Raw genomic sequence first — 16,506 nt, 5'->3', positions numbered from 1 at the left:
GAACGAGGACAGGGGTGTCAGGGGTGCACAGGTGTTCACCCTCAGGGTAAACGCTTGTGCACCCCTCGTTCCCCGCTCGGGCCGGATTCCTGGTCCGGGGCTCCGGCGGCTCTTCGGGCGGGTCAGCCGTGCGCGGCGGGCTCGGGCAGCGGCACGCCCGGGCACTCGGTGTCCTTCGCCGGGAGCGTGCCGGCCAGGAGGTAGTCCTCCACGTAGGCGTCCGTGCACGGGTTGCCGGTCTGGAACTGGCCGTGGTCGCCGTCGTCCACGGTGATCAGGCGTGAACCCGCGAGCGCGCGGTGGACGCGCAGCGCCCCCTCGTAATAGGTGGCCGGATCGTTCGTCGAGTTGAGCATGAGGACGGGCGGCAGTCCCTTGCCGGTCACCTTGATCTGCGGGGCCTTGGTCTCCGGCCAGTTCGCGCAGATCGCGGCGAAGGTCAACTCCCGTGCGCCGGCCAGGGGGTTGACGCGGGTGGCTTCGGCGCTCCGGTCCACCCAGTAGCGGCTGTCGCGGTTCCACGGGGTGTCGCCACAGGTGACCGCGAAGTAGTCGGCGAAGTATCCGGCGCTCATGATGGGCTGCAGCAGGTCGACGGCGTCCTTCTTCGCCTGCTCCGAAGCGCTGTCGGGATGTTCCAGAAGTCCCATGAGCGAGGCGAGGCGGGCGAAGCCCTGGCCCGCGTTGTACACAGACCCCGTCGCGGCGGCATCCAGGTGGTTGGGCGTGATCAGGGTGCCTTCGAGGTCGAGCGGCCGGTCGTGCAGCGCGGCCCGCAGCCGCTCGTAGGACGCCTCGGCCTCGGCGGGTGTACGCCCCTGGTGGTAGGTGGCGTCGTTCTTCGCAAGCCACAGCAGGAAGTCCTGCTCGAAGCGGCGCTGGAAGCTCAGCGGCTGCCCGGGCGAGAACGAGTCCCAGCCGTGCGTGAGGTCCACCGTGCTGTCCAGGACGACCCGCTCGACCCGCCGCGGGAACTCGGTCGCGTAGTAGTACCCGAGGACGGTGGCGTAGGACGGCCCGTAGTAGGACACCTTGTCCACGCCGAGCAGCGAGCGGTACAGGTCCATGTCGTGCACGGCCTGGTCGCTGGTGATGTACGGCAGCAGCCCGCCCGACGCGTGCTCGCAGTCGGCCACGAAGTCGCGGGCCCGGTCGAAGGTGGCGCTGATCGCGCGCGGCGAGCGGTCCCGCAGATCGCCGCTGGTGAAGAAGGCGTCGACCTTGTCCTGACCCGAGCAGACCACGTTGGTGCTCGCCCCCACGCCGCGCTGGTCGAAGCTGACGACGTCGTACGCCGCCGCGAGCTTCGGGCTGAGCCCGGTGAGCGTGGCCGGACGCTTCAGGCCCGAGGACCCCGGCCCGCCCGCCGCCATCATGAGCACGCCCCGCCGCTTGGCCGGGTCGGCCGCCCGGTGCCGGGAGACCTTGATGTCGAGGCTCGGCCCGGCGCCGGGGTGGTACCAGTCGCGCGGCACGGCCATCGTGGCGCACTCCAGCCTGCCGTCCAGGCACGGCTGCCAGTCGAGCTTCTGCAGGCGGTAGCGGTCGGGCACGGGCGGGGCGTGGCCGGCGGCGCTCGCCGTCGCGCCCGGCAGGGCCGCCGCGGCGAGCACCGCGCACGCCGCGGCGGCGGCCCAGCGGCCCGTCTTCCTGATCAACTGCATTTCTCTCGCTCCCCGTTGGGATCGCTCCCCTTGCGGTGAATCGGTCACGAGGATCGTCCCGCGTCCGCCGCCCGGCCTCGATCCCGGCACCACCCCGATCAGGGGTGGCACGAGTGCCACCTCGAAGGTGGTGCGGGTGGGACGGTGTGGCGGTGGCGAAGACCCGCCGATCTCCCCAAGTCCCCTTGGTTTCAAGGAGAATGCTCCGATGAGCTCACCGCGAAGGATCGTGAAAGTGGCCGCACCCGTGGTGGTGGCGGTGGCGGCCGGGATGGTCGCCGTGGCCGCGCTGCCGGCCGGCCCACCGGCCGGTGGGGGCGGGTCGACGAGAGCGGCCTCAACTCCCTTGGCAGACACGCCGCTTGAGGACCGCAGCGACCCCGCCACCTGGACGTTGCCGATCCAGCCGTACATGTTCAGCAAGGCGGAAGTCCGTGCGATGAACAGGAGCCGGGACAGGCTGATCGCCGACTGCGCGAAGGGCGCCGGCCTCCCGGACTCCGGCCCGGCCTACGACGGCCCCGGCACGGACGGCAGGACCGAGACCGATCTGCGCTACGGGATTCACGACGCCGCCCTGGCCGCCCGGCGCGGCTACCACCCGGACGCCGCCGCCCAGGAGATGCGGGACCGGGCCGTGGCGGCGGGCGCGGTGGTTCCGGCCGGGCCGGACGCCGACGTGCTGAGCGCCTGCTCCGCCTCCGCCGGTGTCACCGTGCCGGCCCCCACCCAGGCGGAAGTGGTGCAGGCGATCATGCGGGACTCGTACGCGGAGTCGGCCAAGGCCCCCGAGGTCGTCGCCGTGTTCGCGCGATGGTCGGCCTGCATGAGGGCGAAGGGCTACTCCTACGCCAAACCGACGGACGTCGACGACGACCCCCGCTTCCACGCCCGGGACGGCGTCGGTGACGTGGAGATCGCCACGGCGACGGCGGACGTCGCCTGCCGGACGCGCATACCCGTGGCGAAGGTGTGGTTCGAGGCCGAGTCGGCGTTGCAGACCAAGGCGATCAGGGCGAACCGGGACGTCCTGAATACGGTGCGGGCCGGCGTCGAGGAGGCCGTCGGACGGGCGGCCGCCGCGGACAGGGCGGCCGGGGCCGCCGGCTCCTAGGAGGCCGCGAGCGTGCTCCAGAACATCGACTCGTACGTCTGGAGCAGCCGCCCGTAGTGCGCCCCGCCGCCGACACCCTCGCCGTGTGCGTCGTCGGAGCCGGCGGCGACGGCCGCCACCGCCCGCTGTTCCAGTTCGGGGGCCGGGCCCGCGAAGAAGTCGAAGAAGCCGCACGCGTCGTCGCCGAAGCCGTACCGGGTGCGCAGCGCCGCGCCCAGCCGGGCGCAAGAGCCGCCCCAGGCCGCGAAGTTGGCGGTGAGGGCGAGGGCCACGCTCGGCGGCTCCCCGTTCAGGGCCAGCCAGGACACATACGCCGGGTAGGCCTGGCAGCCCGCCTGCGGAAGGTACTGGCCGATCTCCTCCGCGGTGAGCCCGCAGGCCCGCTCGTACGCCCCGAGCCGGTCGAGGGCCGGCGTCTCGCCCTCGGCGAGCATGCCGAAGAACTCCGCGCACGCGGTGCCGGGCCCCGAGCGCTCGGCCAGGAACGCGAAGGCCCGCCGGTCCGAGGCGATGATGTGGCGCTGCTCCAGGGCGAGCCGGGCGAGCGCGGAGAGCGGCGCCGTACCGGCCTCGACGAGCGGCAGGAGGGGGTTGTCCTCGGGCCCGGGGGCGAGCTCCGCCGACGTCGCCGCGATGATCTCCTGGGCCGGGCGCCTCTGACGGGTCATGGGGGACCTTCTTCGCACGTCTGCCGATGCGGTCGCGCCCAGCCTCTCACGCGGCCCCGCCTCCGGCCCGTGCCGCGCGGCCCCGGACGCGGGTCACGCCCCGACGGGTGCGGGCCGTTGCCTTCGCCGTCGGTCGCGGGTCCGGTCGCGTTGCGGCCACAGCAGTACGTACACCGTCGACACGAGCACGAAGGCCAGCCGGATGAGCCCGCGTGCCGCGTCGTCCGGCACCACGAACACGCTCCCGTACAGGGTCAGCAGGGCGAGCCAGCTCCACCAGGGCACCAGCCTGCGCTGCCCGATGACGTCCCACAGCAGGGTGCCGAGCAGGACGGAGGCCGTGTAGTAGGTGTAGACGCTGGGGTCGAGCACGATCCGCGCGTTGGCGCCGAGCAGCACCACCGCCGCCCACCGGCCCCGCCACACCGCGATCGCGCCGAGCAGCAGTCCGAGCGCGGCCTGCGCGGGCCGGTCCCAGCCGGGTGTCTCGGCGTCGGCGACGCCCAGCCAGCGCAGCGCGGACGCGGGCTGGTTGGGTATCGCGAAGCCGGCCGCCGACATCGAGTGCGGATTGCTGAGGAAGAACGGCGCCCAGGCGAGCGCGAGCACCGCAGCGCACCACAGCCCGGCCCGCAGCCACTGGTGCCGGGGCAGGGCGAAGAGGAGCGCCGCGAACGTCACCGCGGTCGGCTTCGAGTCCATCGCGAGCGCCAGCCAGATCCCGGTGCCCACCGGGCTGTCGCGCGTCACCGAACGGACCGCGAGCGCGGTGAAGAACAGGGCGAGCACGTCGTCGAGGTGGCCGAAGCGCACCGACACCTCGATCCACATCGGGATGAAGGCGAGCCCCGCGATCAGCACGCGCTGCCGCAGCCGCTGGTGGTTGGTGCCGGTTCCCAGGAAGTACCAGGCGGCGCTGCGCCCGGCGATGACCACGATGACCAGGCCGAGCACCGACATCAGGAGCGCGGCGAGGAACTGACCGGTCCGTTCGGGGAACGGGTTGAACAGGCCCGCCGTCAGGAAGCTGACGGGGCCCATCTGGAGCTCGGGATGGTGCGCGTAGAGGTTGAGTCCGCCGGTGCCGTCGCCCGAGGGTCCCTGGAAGATGAGCTCGCCCCCGGCCCGCAGATAGTGCCAGGAGAAGCCGCCGTTGGGCTCCACCACGGCGAACCACAGCGCGGTCCATGCGGAGAGCAGGATCAGATGCATCCTCTGGCTGATGGCCGGCACGTGTGTTCAGCTCCTGTTTCCCTGCCCGATGCGAATGACGTTCGGTGGAGCACACGGGGCCCCGGGGAAAGATGTCATGTGGCCCTCGTTCGTTCGCACAGCGGGTCCACATGTGTCGCTTGCCACACTCCCGGCGCGTTTGGCCGCGCTCCGATCCCGTGCGGCACCGACGCCCTCTGGTCATTACCTCTGAGTCAGAGATAAAATGGGGGCATGGCCGCCGAAGAGCCCGAACCGTTCGACGACTCCTTCGCCGATGTGCTGGCCGCCGTCCAGCGGCTCGTCCGGCGCAGGCTGCGCCGCGGGCTGAGCGCGCCCCGGCTGCGCGGCGCCCACATCGAACTGCTCAGGCTGGTCGCCACCCGGCCCGGCATCGGGGTGTCGGCCGCCGCCAAGGAGCTCTATCTGGCCGGCAATTCGGTCTCCACGCTGGTCAACCAGCTGGTGAAGGGCGGGTACATGAGGCGCGAGACCGATCCGGGCGACCGTCGCTCCGCCCGGCTCCACGTGACGCCCGCAGCCCAGGAGCGGTTGCACGACTGGCAGCGCCGCCGGGCCGCGCTCATGGGCGAGCAGGTGGCACGCCTGGACCCGGCCGACCGGGCCGCCTTGGCGGCCGCGATGCCCGCACTGCGCCGGCTGGCCGAGAACCTGCACGAGGAAGCGGAGGGGTCATGAGTGACGACGACGCGAGGACCGGCGGCGAGGCGGTGCGGTGTGACGGCCTGGAGTACGCCTTCGGGCAGACCAGAGCCGTCGACGGGCTCGACCTGACCGTAGCCACCGGCGAGGTCTTCGGGCTGCTCGGCCCGAACGGCGCGGGCAAGACCACCGCGATCCGGTGCATCACCACCCTGCTGCCCGTACCGGCGGGCCGCGTCCGGGTGTTCGGGCACGACGCCGCCAAGGAACGGATGGCGGTGCGCCGGCTGCTCGGCTACGTGCCGCAGCAGCTGTCGGCCGACTCCGGCCTGACCGGACGCGAGAACGTGGCCCTGTTCGCCCGGGTCTTCGACGTCCCCCGCAAGGAGCGGGCCCGCCGCGTCGAGCAGGCCCTGTACGCCGTCGACCTCACCGAGTCCGCCGACCGGATGGCCAAGACGTACTCGGGCGGCATGATCCGCCGCCTCGAACTGGCGCAGGCGCTGGTCAGCGCTCCCCGCCTGCTGATGCTCGACGAGCCGACCATCGGCCTCGACCCGATAGCCCGCACCAGCGTGTGGGAGCACATCAACGCCGTGCGCCGGGCCACTGGCATGACGGTCCTGGTGACCACCCACCACATGGACGAGGCCGACCAGTACTGCGACCGTCTCGCGCTCATGCACCGCGGGAGGATACGCGCCCTGGGCACACCCGACGGCCTCAAGGCCGAACTGCGCGAGCGCCGCGGCGCGAGCGGCCCCGACGATCCGCCGCCCACCCTGGAGGACGTCTTCCGCGACGTCGCAGGGCGTGGGCTCGACACCCAGGGAGGTGACTTCCGCGATGTCCGCAGCACCCGCCGCACCGCAACCCGCCTCGGCTGAGGCCCTCGACACCGCAGGGGGCGAGAAGACCGGCGCCCTCGATCTGCTGCTCGTCCCGCCACGGGCCCGCACCGGCTGGCGGCTGCTGCCGGCCCGGATCGGCGCGCTGTGCACGGTCGAACTGCAAAAGCTCCGGCACGACCGCGCGGAGCTCTACACCCGGGCCGTACAGCCCGCCCTGTGGCTGCTCATCTTCGGCGAGACCTTCACCCGCATCAAGGCGATCCCCACCGGTGGCATCCCGTACATCGACTATCTGGCGCCCGGCATCATCGCCCAGTCCGCCATGTTCATCGCCATCTTCTACGGCATCATGATCATCTGGGAGCGGGACTCGGGCATCCTCACCAAGCTCCTCGTCACCCCGACGCCGCGCTCCGCCCTCATCACCGGAAAGGCCTTCGCGGCGGGCGTCAAGGCGCTCATCCAGGCGGTCGTGGTGATCGTCATCGCCGCCCTGCTCGGCGTGGCCCTCACCTGGAACCCGCTGCGGCTGCTCGGCGTCGCCGTGGCCGTGATCCTCGGCTCGGCCTTCTTCTCCTGCCTGTCGATGACGATCGCCGGGATCGTGCTGACCCGCGACCGCCTGATGGGCATCGGGCAGGCCATCACGATGCCGCTGTTCTTCGGCTCCAGCGCCCTCTACCCGGTGTCGATCATGCCGGGCTGGCTCCAGGCCGTCAGCAGGGCCAACCCGCTCAGCTACCAGGTCGACGCGCTGCGCGGACTGCTGCTCGGCACCCCGTCCCATCTCGCCCTCGACTACGGGGTGTTGCTGCTCGCGGCGGCCCTCGGCATCCTCGCGGCCTCCTCGCTGCTCGGCAGGCTGGCCCGCTGAGGCTGCCATCATGATCCCCATGACCGAGGACGAGGGATACCTCCTGGACAACCGGCAGGCCGAGGCGGGAGAGCGGTTCGACGCGCTCGCCGAGCTCTTCGACGCCGCCACGTTCCGCCACTTCCACGCCCTCGGCCTGACCGCGGGGCACCGGGTCTGGGAGGTGGGCGCGGGAGGTCTCTCGGTGCCGGGCGGCCTCGCCGAACGGGTCGGCCCCGAGGGATACGTCCTCGCGACGGACCTCGACACCGGCTGGCTGACCGGCGTCACCCCGCCGCCCCCTGTCGAGGTGCGGCGGCACGACATCGGCCGGGACGAGGCGCCCTCGGGGAGCTTCGACTTCGTGCACGCGCGCCTGGTCCTGGTCCACGTCACCGACCGGGCCCGGGCGCTGCGCACGATGGCCGGGGCGCTGCGCCCCGGCGGCGTCCTGTTCGTCGAGGACGCCGACCCCGCGCTCCAGCCGCTGCTCTGCCTCGACGAGTACGGCCCCGAACAGGAACGGGCCAACCGCCTGCGCCGCGCGTTCAGGCAACTCCTCGCGGAGCGCGGCGCCGACCTGTCCTACGGGCGCAAACTCCCGCGCCTGCTACGAGAGTTGGGCCTCGAACGGGTCGAGGCCGACGCGTACTTCCCGGTCACCTCGCCGGCCGGCGCCGTCCTCGAAGCGGCCACCGTGCGCCAGGTCAGGGACCAGCTCGTCGACAAGGGCCTGGCCGACGACGAGGACATCGAACGCCATCTGGCGAGCGTCGCCGCCGGCCGCCTCGACCTGGCGACCTCGCCGATGATCTCCGCCTGGGGCCGCCGGCCGGCCTGAGCGCGACCGGTGGCCGGGACGGCTAGGCCGCGGTGTCGTACGTGTAGTAACCCCTGTGGTCCAGCATGTCCGCCGGGGTCACGTTGTTCCACGGCCGCATCGTGTCGTGCAGGTCCACGACGTCCCGCGTGCCCGCAGCCGGCAGATACGGCGAGGCCGGGTGCTTGGTCTGCCACTGCGACCACAGCTTGTCCACGAACGCGTGGTGCATCCAGAACACCGGGTCGTTGGGCGAGGCCCCCGTCGCCATCTGGCCGCCCACCCACACATGGACGCGGTTGTGCAGATTGACCCCGCGCCAGCCCTCCAGGTGGTTGCGGAAGCCGTCGGAGGCACTGTTCCACGGCGCCATGTCGTACGTCGTCATGGCGAGGACGCTGTCGACCTCGGCCCGCGTCGGCAGCTGGGCGACCGAGGCGCCGAGCGCCCGGCGCAGATAAGTGCGGCCGTCCACACGGACGTTGAGGGGCCAGCCGCCCGCGCTCTGGGCGAACGGGCCGTCCATCACCTGGCCGTCCCGGCTGCGGCCGGTGCCGCCGAGGAAGTCGGCCGCCCACAGCGAGGCCGTCGGGGTGCGGTCCACCGTCCAGTCCCAGTACGGCAGGGTCACCGACGCGTCGACCGACTGCAGCGCCTGCTCGAACTCGATGAGGAATCTGCGGTGCCAGGGCAGGAAGGACGGTGAACGGTGGCCGACCCGGTCGCCCGTGTCGGTGTCGCTCATGATGAACGCGTTGTGCGTGCTGACGAAGGTGTCGTACCTTCCGCTGCGCTTCAGCTGGAGCAGCGCGTCGACGAGTCGGCGCTTCTCGGTGGCGGTGAGGTCTGCCTGGTTCTTGCGAACGGCCATGGCTGTGCTCCTGGTTGGGCGTGGGACGAGGGTGGTAAGGCGGCCGTGGCCGGATCAGGCGAGCGGGACCAGGGAGGCGCCCTGGAGCTCGACCACGGCGGCGCGGGCGACCGCGCGGGGCGTGGCGAAGGTCTCGTAGTGGTTCACGACGCTGATCCAGGTGCCGTCGGCGTTCTGCATCACATGCAGTTCCTGGCCGTCTATCCGTACGCCGTAGCCGCCGCCGTGGTGCATGTGCCCGGCGGCCGGCGCGCCCTGTATGCGGCGCCCCTGGAACACCTCGTCGAACGCCTCGGGCGCGTCGTGGCCGGTGTGGGCGTCGGTGCGGCCGCTGGGCACGGCGGCCTGCGCGGTGCCTGCCAGGGCGAGTCCGGCGAGGGTGCCGGCGGTGACGCCGATGGCCTGGCGGCGGGTGGGTCGGGACGGTCGGGAGGGTTGAGACATGGCGATCCCCATTGCTTCGCGGCGAGTTGGCGCGCGGGTCCGCCGGGAGCATTCGACCGGCCTGGTCACGGCCGGGATGCCCGGCGAACCGGTGCACCTCCATGCCTACCGGTCGAGATGGTGCGGCAAGAAGCGGCAGGTGGGGGGTTGGCCGCTATGCGGACATGTCCCGATTCGAAGTGCAGTGTTCAACAAGGAGGATCTTGCTGAACACGCGTCACTTGGGAGCCATGGGTGAAGATTCTCTCTGGCATATGCCAAGTTTGTGAAAATCTTGTTGCCTTGATGCGGGGGATGTGTCTGTGCTCACGCGTCGAACCTGTCCAAAAACACGCACCACGGTTCGGCCGCTGGCCTGAACCGGGCCCCGAGCGTGGACGGTTCGCGGACATCGTTCTTCGACCACCGGCCTGCGCCGCCCCGTTGGCAGCCGCTCCGCCAACCGGTACCGCTGCCCCAGCACCGGCCCGGCGTCCACCTCGTGGCACCCCCCGTCTCCCGGGGCCGGTCCCGTCCGGCCGCGGCGCGGGGTCGACCACGCGGTACCGGGGGTGTGCAGGGCAAGGAAAGGCGGCCGCCCCGGCTCTCCTGTCGTGCGAGCCGGGTGGCCGCCTTTCCGTCCGGCGGAGCCGGACTACCCCACGCCGCGCGGCAGGGCCAGCGACTGGATCTGGGGAAGGGAGGTCCAGTCGTTCGAGGCGACGCTCGCGTGGGCCGCGGCGAGCCGGGCCACCCGCGCCTGCGCGTCCGCCGGTGAGGGGTTCTTGTCGTCGAGGGCCGGCGCGACGTTCTGCGCGTCGGTCATGACGAGGAAGTAGTGATGGGTGTCGTACCAGGCGGTGTCGATCGTGCCGCCCAGATACGTCGCCGCGTCCCCGTCGAAGACGACGAACCACGGGCGGATCGAGGCATCGGCATAGCGTGAACGCGGGTCGCCCGCCTGGGCGTTGTGGACCGCGGGGAAGATCTGGGCCTGGCCGGTGCGGCCGGCCGCCGCCAGATCGCGCAGGTAGCGCGCGTACTCGACGTCCGTCCACAGGGTGTCGGTGGGGTTGCCCTCCTCGACCGTGCCCGGGATCACTTCGAGCATCACCTTGCCCGCGAGTGCCTGTCGGGTCGGCCAGTTGCCGGCGCCCGCGGCCTCGTCGAGGGTGGCGTACTGTCCGCCGCCGGGCTTGGCGAGCAGGTCCGCCGGGCGGAAGACCGCCGAGCCCAGGTGGTCGCTGATCGTCTGGTCCAGCTTGGCGGGGCTCATGCCGTAGGTGGCCTGGAAGCCCGCCTTCATCTCCAGCTTGATGACGAGCGGCGGGTGCCCGGGGTGGGCGCCGAGCCACACCCGTACATCGTCGAGGCAGCTCTCCAGGTTCTTGTTCGCGCCGCCGGTGTAGAGCTGGGCGGGGGTGCTGGCGTTGACGCAGTTGTTGCTGTTGCCCAGAGGGTTGGAGTGGCTGACCTTCCACTCCTTGGTGATGAAGTCGTCCCAGACGTCGAGCTCGATCATCGAGGTGCCGGAGTCCAGGGCCTGGGCCAGATAGGAGAAGGCCGCCGGATCGTAGGTGTTGTGCAGCCCGGAGACGGTGGCCCCGGACAGCGGCAGGGTCTCGGGCCCCGCCGCGGATGCGCTGCCGCCGGCACCCGCCGTGGCGAGGGCGAGGCAGGCGGCGAGCGCGCCGAGCAGAGCGGTGCGCGGCCGGGTCGTGAAGCGTCTGGGCCGGGGATCCGACACGGGTCCTCCTAGTGGGGGGTGACTCTCCGTCAGGACGGTGTCATCGTCGAGTGAAGCGACGAAGACATGTCAAGTAACACGAGTTGGATTCCTTCTGTCACCCCCTGCGGCCGGTCCGGTCGCAGATGGTGCTCGTGTGACGGTCGACGGGGTCAACCTGGCTTCGGAGACGGGGAGTCGCAAGCCTCCCCGATGTCGGGTCGCCTAGAAGTTGAACACGGCCTCGGAACCGGCGGCCTTCAGGCAGGAGTTGGCGTACGTCTGGACATGGCTCACGCGCTTGCCGTTCCAGACGCCGTCCGCCCGCACGGTCACCGGCTGCCACACCTGGGTACACAGACGTGGGGCGCCACTGGCCACGAGGGCGTTGAAGTCGCCCTGTACGCCCTTGAGTTCGGCACATGCGGCGCCCGGTGCGGGGTGGGTGCCGGAGGGTGTCGGGGCGCAGCTGAGGGTGACGGCGCGCTGGACGGAGGCGCCCTGGTCGCCGGTGCCGGGCTCGATGCTGATGACGAGGGCCGACGGCGGGTACAGGCTCAGCGGCTTCATGGCCTCGGCCGGCGCCGCTGCCGCGCTGCCGAGTCCGGTGCCGATGAGCCCGTTGGCGAGTAGGGCGACGGTGACGGCGCCGGCTGCTGCGATCTTCCGCATTTCGAACACTCCTGGGGTTGGTTTCCGAAGAACGAACAGGAGTCTGTCCTGCGGCGGGCGGTCCCGTGAGCCACGCCGGACACATTCGGTCACACGAAGTCACTCAACGAAGCCGCATCGGTGCAGGCGGCCGGAGGGGTGTGCAGGTCGCCGAGTCGGTCAAGGTCGGCCAAAAGAAAGGCACGAAGGCAGGTGTGAAGTCGTTTTCCAGGCAACGGAAGGCTGAATTCTGTGAATCTTAGGCCTGTTTGAGGGGTGGTCAGATCCTGTTGTGCGGCCGCCGGGCCCCGGGAGCCTCCTCCCGGAGGCCGTCCCGGGCGACCTCGGGGGTCACCCGTGCCCGTCGCCCGGGAGGTGTGCGGGTCCGTCTTTCGGACGGACGCGGCCGGCCCCGCCGATCCGGAACCGGGCAGTCGCGGCGACTCCCCGGTGGCGTCCCGGCGACCGGGACGCCACCGGGGACTCACTCCGTGGGCCGGCTCCGTTCGGTGCGGGCGTGGACGGCGCGGCGGCGGCGTACCACCAGGAACAGGGTTCCGGCCACGGCGATGCCCGCGGCCGCCGAGCTCGTCAGCGTCCAGCCGGGCTCGTCGTCGTCCGCGGCGGCCTCGGGCTTGACGGCCGCGACGTGCGCGATCTGCGCCTGCCGCTGGGGCGACTTGGCCCGAACGGGTTCGAGGGAGCCCACCGAGTCGACGTGGTCCCAGGCCGCGAAGCCCCAGTCGAGCAGGGTGCGGGCCTCGTCGTAGACGGCGAAGCCGCCGCCGGCCTGCGGGTTCATGACGGTCACCAGCAAGGTGCGGTCGCCCTGCTTCGCGGCCGCGATCAGCGTGTTGCCCGCGTTCGTCGTGTAGCCGTTCTTGACCCCGACGATCCCCGGGTAGCGGGAGATCCCGTCCGTACCCGAGAGCAGCCGGTTGGTGTTCATGATCCCGTACGAGCCGCCCCCGCCGGGGAACTGCGCGGACGCCGTCGAGCAGTACTCGGCGAAGTCCGGGCGCGCCAGGCCGGCCCGGCCGAACACCGCGAGGTCGAACGCCGAGGAGACCTGGCCCGGGGTGTCGTAGCCGTCGGGCGAGACGACCTCCGTGTCCAGGGCGCCGAGCCGCCTGGCCTGGGCCTGCATCTGGGCCGCGGTCTCCTCCCAGCCGCCGTTCAGCGAGGCCAGCACGTGCACGGCGTCGTTGCCCGAGCTGAGGAAGACGCCGCGCCACAGATCGGACACCTGGTAGGTGTGGCCGGCTTCGACCCCCACCAGGCTGCTGCCCGGGCCGATGCCGGCCAGTTCGTGCTCGGAGACCGTGTGCCGGTCCTCGGCGTGCAGATGGGGGAGTGCGGTGACGGCGAACAGCGTCTTGAGGGTGCTGGCCGGCGGCAGCTTGCGGTGGGCGTCCCGGGCGGCGAGCACCTTGCCGGTGCGGGCGTCCGCGACCACGTACGACAGGGCGGACACATCACCCGGAAGAGCGGGGGCGCCCGGCCGGGGACTGACCTGCTGGCCCGCTCCCGGGACCTGCGCGGGCGAGGAGGCGGAGCTGTCGGGCGTCGGAGCGAGCCAGCACAGACCGATGGCGGCAGTGGCGGTGAGTGCTGCCATGGAACGGAAACCGGATCTGATGACCATTCAGCCACCGTAGGAACAGAACGGGCATCACGCAGGTCGGCTGTGCCGTCCGGCCTACACGGAAGGCACTCGGCCGGGCGGTTCTGTCCGTGGGGCGGGGCCCGCGGGGGAGACGCCGGCCCGCACGGCTCCGTTCACCGGCCCGGCTGCCTTTGTTCAAGGAAGAGCAATGGTCTAGTCCAAGTCGTTGACGTGTTCCGGCCACCGCTCAATTCTGGGAGCCCCCTCCCTCCCCAGGAGACCTCGACATGAAGCCACTTCGTGCTCTCCTGTGCGGCGCCGCCAGCGCCGCACTCGCCGCGGCCGGCCTCACCGCCCTCGTCGCGGGACAGGCGTCCGGTGCGACCGCCGACGCCGCCGGGCTCGGCAGCCGCTGGTATGCCGCCGCTCCCTATCTGATGCCCCTCGACAACAAGCCGCCCGACACCTCCGCGATCATGGACGCCACCGGGCTCAAGGCCTTCCAGCTGGCCTTCGTCCTCGCCCCCAACGGGGGCGGGTGCAGCCCGACTTGGGGCGGAACGGCCCCCGTCTCCTCCGACACCGCGGTTGCCGCGGTCATCGGCTCGATCCGGGCCAAGGGCGGAGACGTCTCGGTCTCCGTCGGCGGGTACGGCGGCACCAAGCTGGGCCAGAACTGCTCGGACGCCGCCTCCACCGCCGCCGCGTACCAGCAGGTCATCACGAAGTACCAGCTCAAGGCGATCGACTTCGACCTCGAAGAGCCGGAGTACGAGAACACCGCCGCCATCTCGCACGAGATAGGCGCCGCCAAGATCCTCCAGCAGAACAACCCCGGCCTGTACGTCTCGGTCACCACCGCCGGGACCGCCGACGGCACCGGCTGGTTCGGCAAGCAGATGCTGAACGAGGCCAAGACCCAGGGCTTCGTCCCGGACAACTTCTCGATCATGCCCTTCGACGGCGGGTTCAGCGGGGCCGCCGCCCAGACCAGCGCCCTGACCAACTTCAACTCGGTACTCCAGTCGACCTTCGGCTGGTCCGCCGCGACCGCCTACGCCCACGAGGGTTTCTCCGGCATGAACGGCCGCAGTGACTCGGGCGAGTACTTCTCGCAGGCCGACTTCCAGACCGTGCTCGACTACGCGACGAGCCACGGCATGGCGCGGTTCACCTTCTGGTCCCTCAACCGCGACCGGCAGTGCACCCCGCCCGACAACAACGGCACCACGTCGGGCGTGTGCAGCAGCGTTCCGCAGGCGGCCTGGGACTTCGCCAAGTACTCGGTGAAGTTCGCCGGGGCCACCCCGCCCGACTCGCCCCCGCCGTCCTCCCCGCCGCCCTCCTCGCCCGGCGGCGGCACCTGCACGGTGACGGCCTGGAGCTCGGGCGCCGTCTACACCCAGGGCAACGAGGTCTCCCACAACGGCCACAAGTGGAAGGCCAAGTGGTGGACCCAGAACGAGGAGCCCGGCACCACGGGGGAGTGGGGGGTCTGGCAGGACGAGGGCACCTGCTGAACCCCGCGGCGGACCGGGCCGCCGCCCGCCGTCGCTCCGGAAAGTTCTTCCGGAGCGACGGCAACCCCGGGTGCCGCCGCACGTCGTCAGGGGTGAAGGCGCTAAATTCCGCGCCTCCCCGCCGACCGTGGAGAAGCACAACGTGACCGTCCCCCAGCACCGCCCCGACCGCCCGGCCCGCCGCTCCCTCGCCGGGGCCGCCGCGGCGACCGGCCTGCTCCTCGCCCTCGCGGCCCCCGTGTTCGCCGGCACCGCGCACGCCGACACGCCGGCCCCGCGGTCCGAGCGCGCGACCCCGGCCCCGGCCTCGGCCGCCGAGCCGAGCGCCGCGCCCGCCTCGCCGGTCAAGCGGGCGGGGGAGAGCAAGCGGCCGGCCGCGAAGCCCGAGGCCAGCGCCCCGCCGACCGGACCCGTGGCCAAGCAGCCCGCGCCCGCGCCCCCGTCCGCCGGGCAGGCCGAGCCGAGCGCGGCCCCCAGCGCTCCGGCCGCGGCCCCCGCGCCCTCGGACCAGAAGGAGCTCGCGCATACTGGTGCGTCCACCGCCACCAACACGGTGATGGGCGTCGGAGCGGGCGCGCTGATCCTCGCGGGCGCCGGCACCGTCATCGCCGTCCGACGACGCCACCAGAACTGAGCACCGAGGCACCCACGGCCCCGTCCCCCCCGGCAAGGGGGAGGCGGGGCACGCCCGCGCAACCGAGGAACTGATGGAGCACACCGCCGCACTGCACCCGGCCCCCTTCACCCCGCGCGCGCTCGCGCCCTGGTGGCGCGGACTGCTGCGGCGCGGCCGCACCGCACCGCGCGCTCCCCGCGAGGCGGTCGCGCCCGGGCGGTCGAGCGCGGTCACGGACGCCTACGATCCCGGCGCCGCGCCGCCGACCGTCAGCGAGCTCTACCACGCGCACCGCCTCAAGATGGTGCGTCTGGCCGTGATGCTGGTCGACGACCGGGCCACGGCCGAGGACGTGGTGCAGGACGCGTTCACCGCCCTGTACCGGCGCCACGGCGACCGCATCGACGAGATCGACAACGCGCTCGCCTATCTGCGCACCGCCGTCGTCAACGCCTCGCGGTCCGTACTGCGCCGCCGACGCACCGCCCGTGGCTACACACCGCCGCACGAACCCGACGCGCCCTCCGCCGAGGAACGCGTCGTGCTCGACGAGGAACACCGCGAAGTCATCGCCGCCCTCGGGCAGTTGACGGTCCGTCGGCGCGAGGTGCTGGTCCTGCGGTACTGGAGCGATCTCACGGAGGCCGAGATCGCGACCACCCTCGGCATCAGCCGGGGTTCGGTGAAGTCCATCGCGAGCCGGGCCCTCGACTCGCTGGAGAAGATCCTGGAGGCACGGGCATGAGCGGCCACTGGAGCGGGCCCGACCGCCCCGAGCGTCCGGTCGAGCGGCGGCTGCGCGAGGCGCTCGCCGCCCGGGCCGACAGCGTCGCCGTCGTCGATCTGCGCCCCGCCGATCCGCCGGGGCCCCATCTGCGCCGCACTCCGCTGGCCCGGCTGCGCCGGCGCCGGTTCGTGCTGCCGCTGGCCGGGCTGGCCACGGCCGCCGCCGTGGCGGTCGGCTGGTTCACGCTCGGCTCCGCCCCCGAGCCGCCCCGCCCGCTGCCGGCCGGAACACCGGGCCCGGTCGAGCCCCCGCCGAGCCACGCCACATCCCCCCTGCCCGTGCCGTCACCGGCGCCCAGCAGCACGCCCTCGCCCGCCCGGCCGAAGCTGTCGGACGAGGGCCCGACGCCCACCCCGGTGCGGCGGGCGGGCCCGGTGACGAAGGAGCCGTCGCGCGGGGCGACACCGAGCGGGGCGACACCGAACGGCCCCGTCCCGCCGTCGCGGACGCCGGGACGCTGA

Annotated in this window: 17 protein-coding genes; 9 read left to right on the top strand and 8 right to left on the bottom strand. The window is 72.2% G+C overall.

All coding sequences use genetic code 11. The annotated features are described in order from the left end of the window. Positions 1-122: 122 nt before the first annotated feature. Positions 123-1,664: an alpha/beta hydrolase gene (locus IE267_RS27605; RefSeq protein WP_229861456.1), complete on the bottom strand. Its 1,542-nt coding sequence runs from the start codon at positions 1,662-1,664 to the stop codon at positions 123-125. A gap of 208 nt (positions 1,665-1,872) precedes the next feature. Between IE267_RS27605 and IE267_RS27600 the strand changes: the two genes are divergently transcribed. Continuing rightward, positions 1,873-2,778, top strand: a complete 906-nt coding sequence (locus IE267_RS27600; RefSeq protein WP_229861455.1) for a hypothetical protein — start codon at positions 1,873-1,875, stop codon at positions 2,776-2,778. Here the strand turns inward: IE267_RS27600 and IE267_RS27595 are convergent. Beyond that, on the bottom strand, positions 2,775-3,446 hold the full coding sequence (locus IE267_RS27595) for a heme oxygenase-like domain-containing protein (protein WP_189765079.1): 672 nt from the start codon (positions 3,444-3,446) through the stop codon (positions 2,775-2,777). The genes IE267_RS27600 and IE267_RS27595 overlap by 4 nt on opposite strands. A gap of 93 nt (positions 3,447-3,539) precedes the next feature. Next, positions 3,540-4,679, bottom strand: a complete 1,140-nt coding sequence (locus IE267_RS27590) for a hypothetical protein (RefSeq protein WP_373304595.1) — start codon at positions 4,677-4,679, stop codon at positions 3,540-3,542. A gap of 213 nt (positions 4,680-4,892) precedes the next feature. Between IE267_RS27590 and IE267_RS27585 the strand changes: the two genes are divergently transcribed. The 4 genes from IE267_RS27585 to IE267_RS27570 are packed head-to-tail and all read left to right on the top strand — an operon-like array spanning position 4,893 to position 7,866. Further along, on the top strand, positions 4,893-5,357 hold the full coding sequence (locus IE267_RS27585; RefSeq protein WP_161247007.1) for a MarR family winged helix-turn-helix transcriptional regulator: 465 nt from the start codon (positions 4,893-4,895) through the stop codon (positions 5,355-5,357). Beyond that, positions 5,354-6,208, top strand: a complete 855-nt coding sequence (locus IE267_RS27580) for an ABC transporter ATP-binding protein (RefSeq protein WP_189765078.1) — start codon at positions 5,354-5,356, stop codon at positions 6,206-6,208. The genes IE267_RS27585 and IE267_RS27580 overlap by 4 nt, the downstream gene beginning before the upstream one ends. Continuing rightward, positions 6,168-7,046, top strand: coding sequence for an ABC transporter permease (locus IE267_RS27575; RefSeq protein ID WP_167160081.1), 879 nt, complete (start codon positions 6,168-6,170; stop codon positions 7,044-7,046). The genes IE267_RS27580 and IE267_RS27575 overlap by 41 nt, the downstream gene beginning before the upstream one ends. Positions 7,047-7,065: 19 nt before the next feature. Next, the gene (locus tag IE267_RS27570; RefSeq protein WP_161253109.1) at positions 7,066-7,866 is read left to right on the top strand and encodes a methyltransferase domain-containing protein; all 801 of its coding nucleotides are present in this window, start codon (positions 7,066-7,068) and stop codon (positions 7,864-7,866) included. Positions 7,867-7,888: 22 nt separating this feature from the next. On the opposite strand, the gene melC2 is transcribed toward IE267_RS27570, so the two are convergent. The 5 genes from melC2 to IE267_RS27545 form a co-directional block, all read right to left on the bottom strand. Further along, on the bottom strand, positions 7,889-8,716 hold the full coding sequence (gene melC2, locus IE267_RS27565; protein ID WP_161253112.1) for a tyrosinase MelC2: 828 nt from the start codon (positions 8,714-8,716) through the stop codon (positions 7,889-7,891). A 54-nt stretch (positions 8,717-8,770) separates the two neighbouring features. Continuing rightward, on the bottom strand, positions 8,771-9,160 hold the full coding sequence (melC1, locus tag IE267_RS27560; protein WP_189765077.1) for an apotyrosinase chaperone MelC1: 390 nt from the start codon (positions 9,158-9,160) through the stop codon (positions 8,771-8,773). A gap of 634 nt (positions 9,161-9,794) precedes the next feature. Beyond that, the gene (locus tag IE267_RS27555) at positions 9,795-10,886 is read right to left on the bottom strand and encodes a phosphatidylinositol-specific phospholipase C domain-containing protein (protein ID WP_229861454.1); all 1,092 of its coding nucleotides are present in this window, start codon (positions 10,884-10,886) and stop codon (positions 9,795-9,797) included. Between the two features lie 204 nt (positions 10,887-11,090). After that, positions 11,091-11,537: a subtilase-type protease inhibitor gene (locus tag IE267_RS27550; protein ID WP_167160083.1), complete on the bottom strand. Its 447-nt coding sequence runs from the start codon at positions 11,535-11,537 to the stop codon at positions 11,091-11,093. Positions 11,538-12,000: 463 nt separating this feature from the next. Continuing rightward, complete coding sequence (locus tag IE267_RS27545) at positions 12,001-13,161, bottom strand: D-alanyl-D-alanine carboxypeptidase family protein (RefSeq protein ID WP_167160085.1); 1,161 nt, start codon at positions 13,159-13,161, stop codon at positions 12,001-12,003. A 248-nt stretch (positions 13,162-13,409) separates the two neighbouring features. Here IE267_RS27545 and IE267_RS27540 point away from each other — a divergent pair, with 248 nt between their 5' ends. The 4 genes from IE267_RS27540 (at position 13,410) to IE267_RS27525 (ending at position 16,506) form a co-directional block, all read left to right on the top strand. Continuing rightward, positions 13,410-14,642 carry a carbohydrate-binding protein gene (locus IE267_RS27540; protein ID WP_189765076.1) on the top strand — a complete coding sequence of 411 codons (1,233 nt, stop codon included), beginning with the start codon at positions 13,410-13,412 and terminating at the stop codon, positions 14,640-14,642. Between the two features lie 142 nt (positions 14,643-14,784). Then, positions 14,785-15,276 (top strand): LPXTG cell wall anchor domain-containing protein, encoded by a 492-nt coding sequence (locus IE267_RS27535; protein WP_167160087.1) that lies wholly within the window; start codon positions 14,785-14,787, stop codon positions 15,274-15,276. A gap of 73 nt (positions 15,277-15,349) precedes the next feature. After that, positions 15,350-16,003 carry an RNA polymerase sigma factor gene (locus IE267_RS27530; protein ID WP_189765075.1) on the top strand — a complete coding sequence of 218 codons (654 nt, stop codon included), beginning with the start codon at positions 15,350-15,352 and terminating at the stop codon, positions 16,001-16,003. Continuing rightward, positions 16,000-16,506, top strand: a complete 507-nt coding sequence (locus IE267_RS27525) for a hypothetical protein (protein ID WP_189765074.1) — start codon at positions 16,000-16,002, stop codon at positions 16,504-16,506. The genes IE267_RS27530 and IE267_RS27525 overlap by 4 nt, the downstream gene beginning before the upstream one ends.

The organism is Streptomyces xanthochromogenes (assembly GCF_014650455.1).
GTDB lineage: Bacteria > Actinomycetota > Actinomycetes > Streptomycetales > Streptomycetaceae > Streptomyces > Streptomyces xanthochromogenes.
This window is presented reverse-complemented; position numbering and strand designations above follow the sequence as displayed.

Bases quoted from the DNA above. Each gene is read 5' to 3' on its own strand.
- IE267_RS27605 (WP_229861456.1), bottom strand. From the start codon at position 1,664: ATGCAGTTGATCAGGAAGACGGGCCGCTGGGCCGCCGCCGCGGCGTGC.
- IE267_RS27600 (WP_229861455.1), top strand. From the start codon at position 1,873: ATGAGCTCACCGCGAAGGATCGTGAAAGTGGCCGCACCCGTGGTGGTG.
- IE267_RS27595 (WP_189765079.1), bottom strand. From the start codon at position 3,446: ATGACCCGTCAGAGGCGCCCGGCCCAGGAGATCATCGCGGCGACGTCG.
- IE267_RS27585 (WP_161247007.1), top strand. From the start codon at position 4,893: ATGGCCGCCGAAGAGCCCGAACCGTTCGACGACTCCTTCGCCGATGTG.
- IE267_RS27580 (WP_189765078.1), top strand. From the start codon at position 5,354: ATGAGTGACGACGACGCGAGGACCGGCGGCGAGGCGGTGCGGTGTGAC.
- IE267_RS27575 (WP_167160081.1), top strand. From the start codon at position 6,168: ATGTCCGCAGCACCCGCCGCACCGCAACCCGCCTCGGCTGAGGCCCTC.
- IE267_RS27570 (WP_161253109.1), top strand. From the start codon at position 7,066: ATGACCGAGGACGAGGGATACCTCCTGGACAACCGGCAGGCCGAGGCG.
- melC2 (WP_161253112.1), bottom strand. From the start codon at position 8,716: ATGGCCGTTCGCAAGAACCAGGCAGACCTCACCGCCACCGAGAAGCGC.
- melC1 (WP_189765077.1), bottom strand. From the start codon at position 9,160: ATGTCTCAACCCTCCCGACCGTCCCGACCCACCCGCCGCCAGGCCATC.
- IE267_RS27550 (WP_167160083.1), bottom strand. From the start codon at position 11,537: ATGCGGAAGATCGCAGCAGCCGGCGCCGTCACCGTCGCCCTACTCGCC.
- IE267_RS27545 (WP_167160085.1), bottom strand. From the start codon at position 13,161: ATGGTCATCAGATCCGGTTTCCGTTCCATGGCAGCACTCACCGCCACT.
- IE267_RS27540 (WP_189765076.1), top strand. From the start codon at position 13,410: ATGAAGCCACTTCGTGCTCTCCTGTGCGGCGCCGCCAGCGCCGCACTC.
- IE267_RS27530 (WP_189765075.1), top strand. From the start codon at position 15,350: ATGGAGCACACCGCCGCACTGCACCCGGCCCCCTTCACCCCGCGCGCG.
- IE267_RS27525 (WP_189765074.1), top strand. From the start codon at position 16,000: ATGAGCGGCCACTGGAGCGGGCCCGACCGCCCCGAGCGTCCGGTCGAG.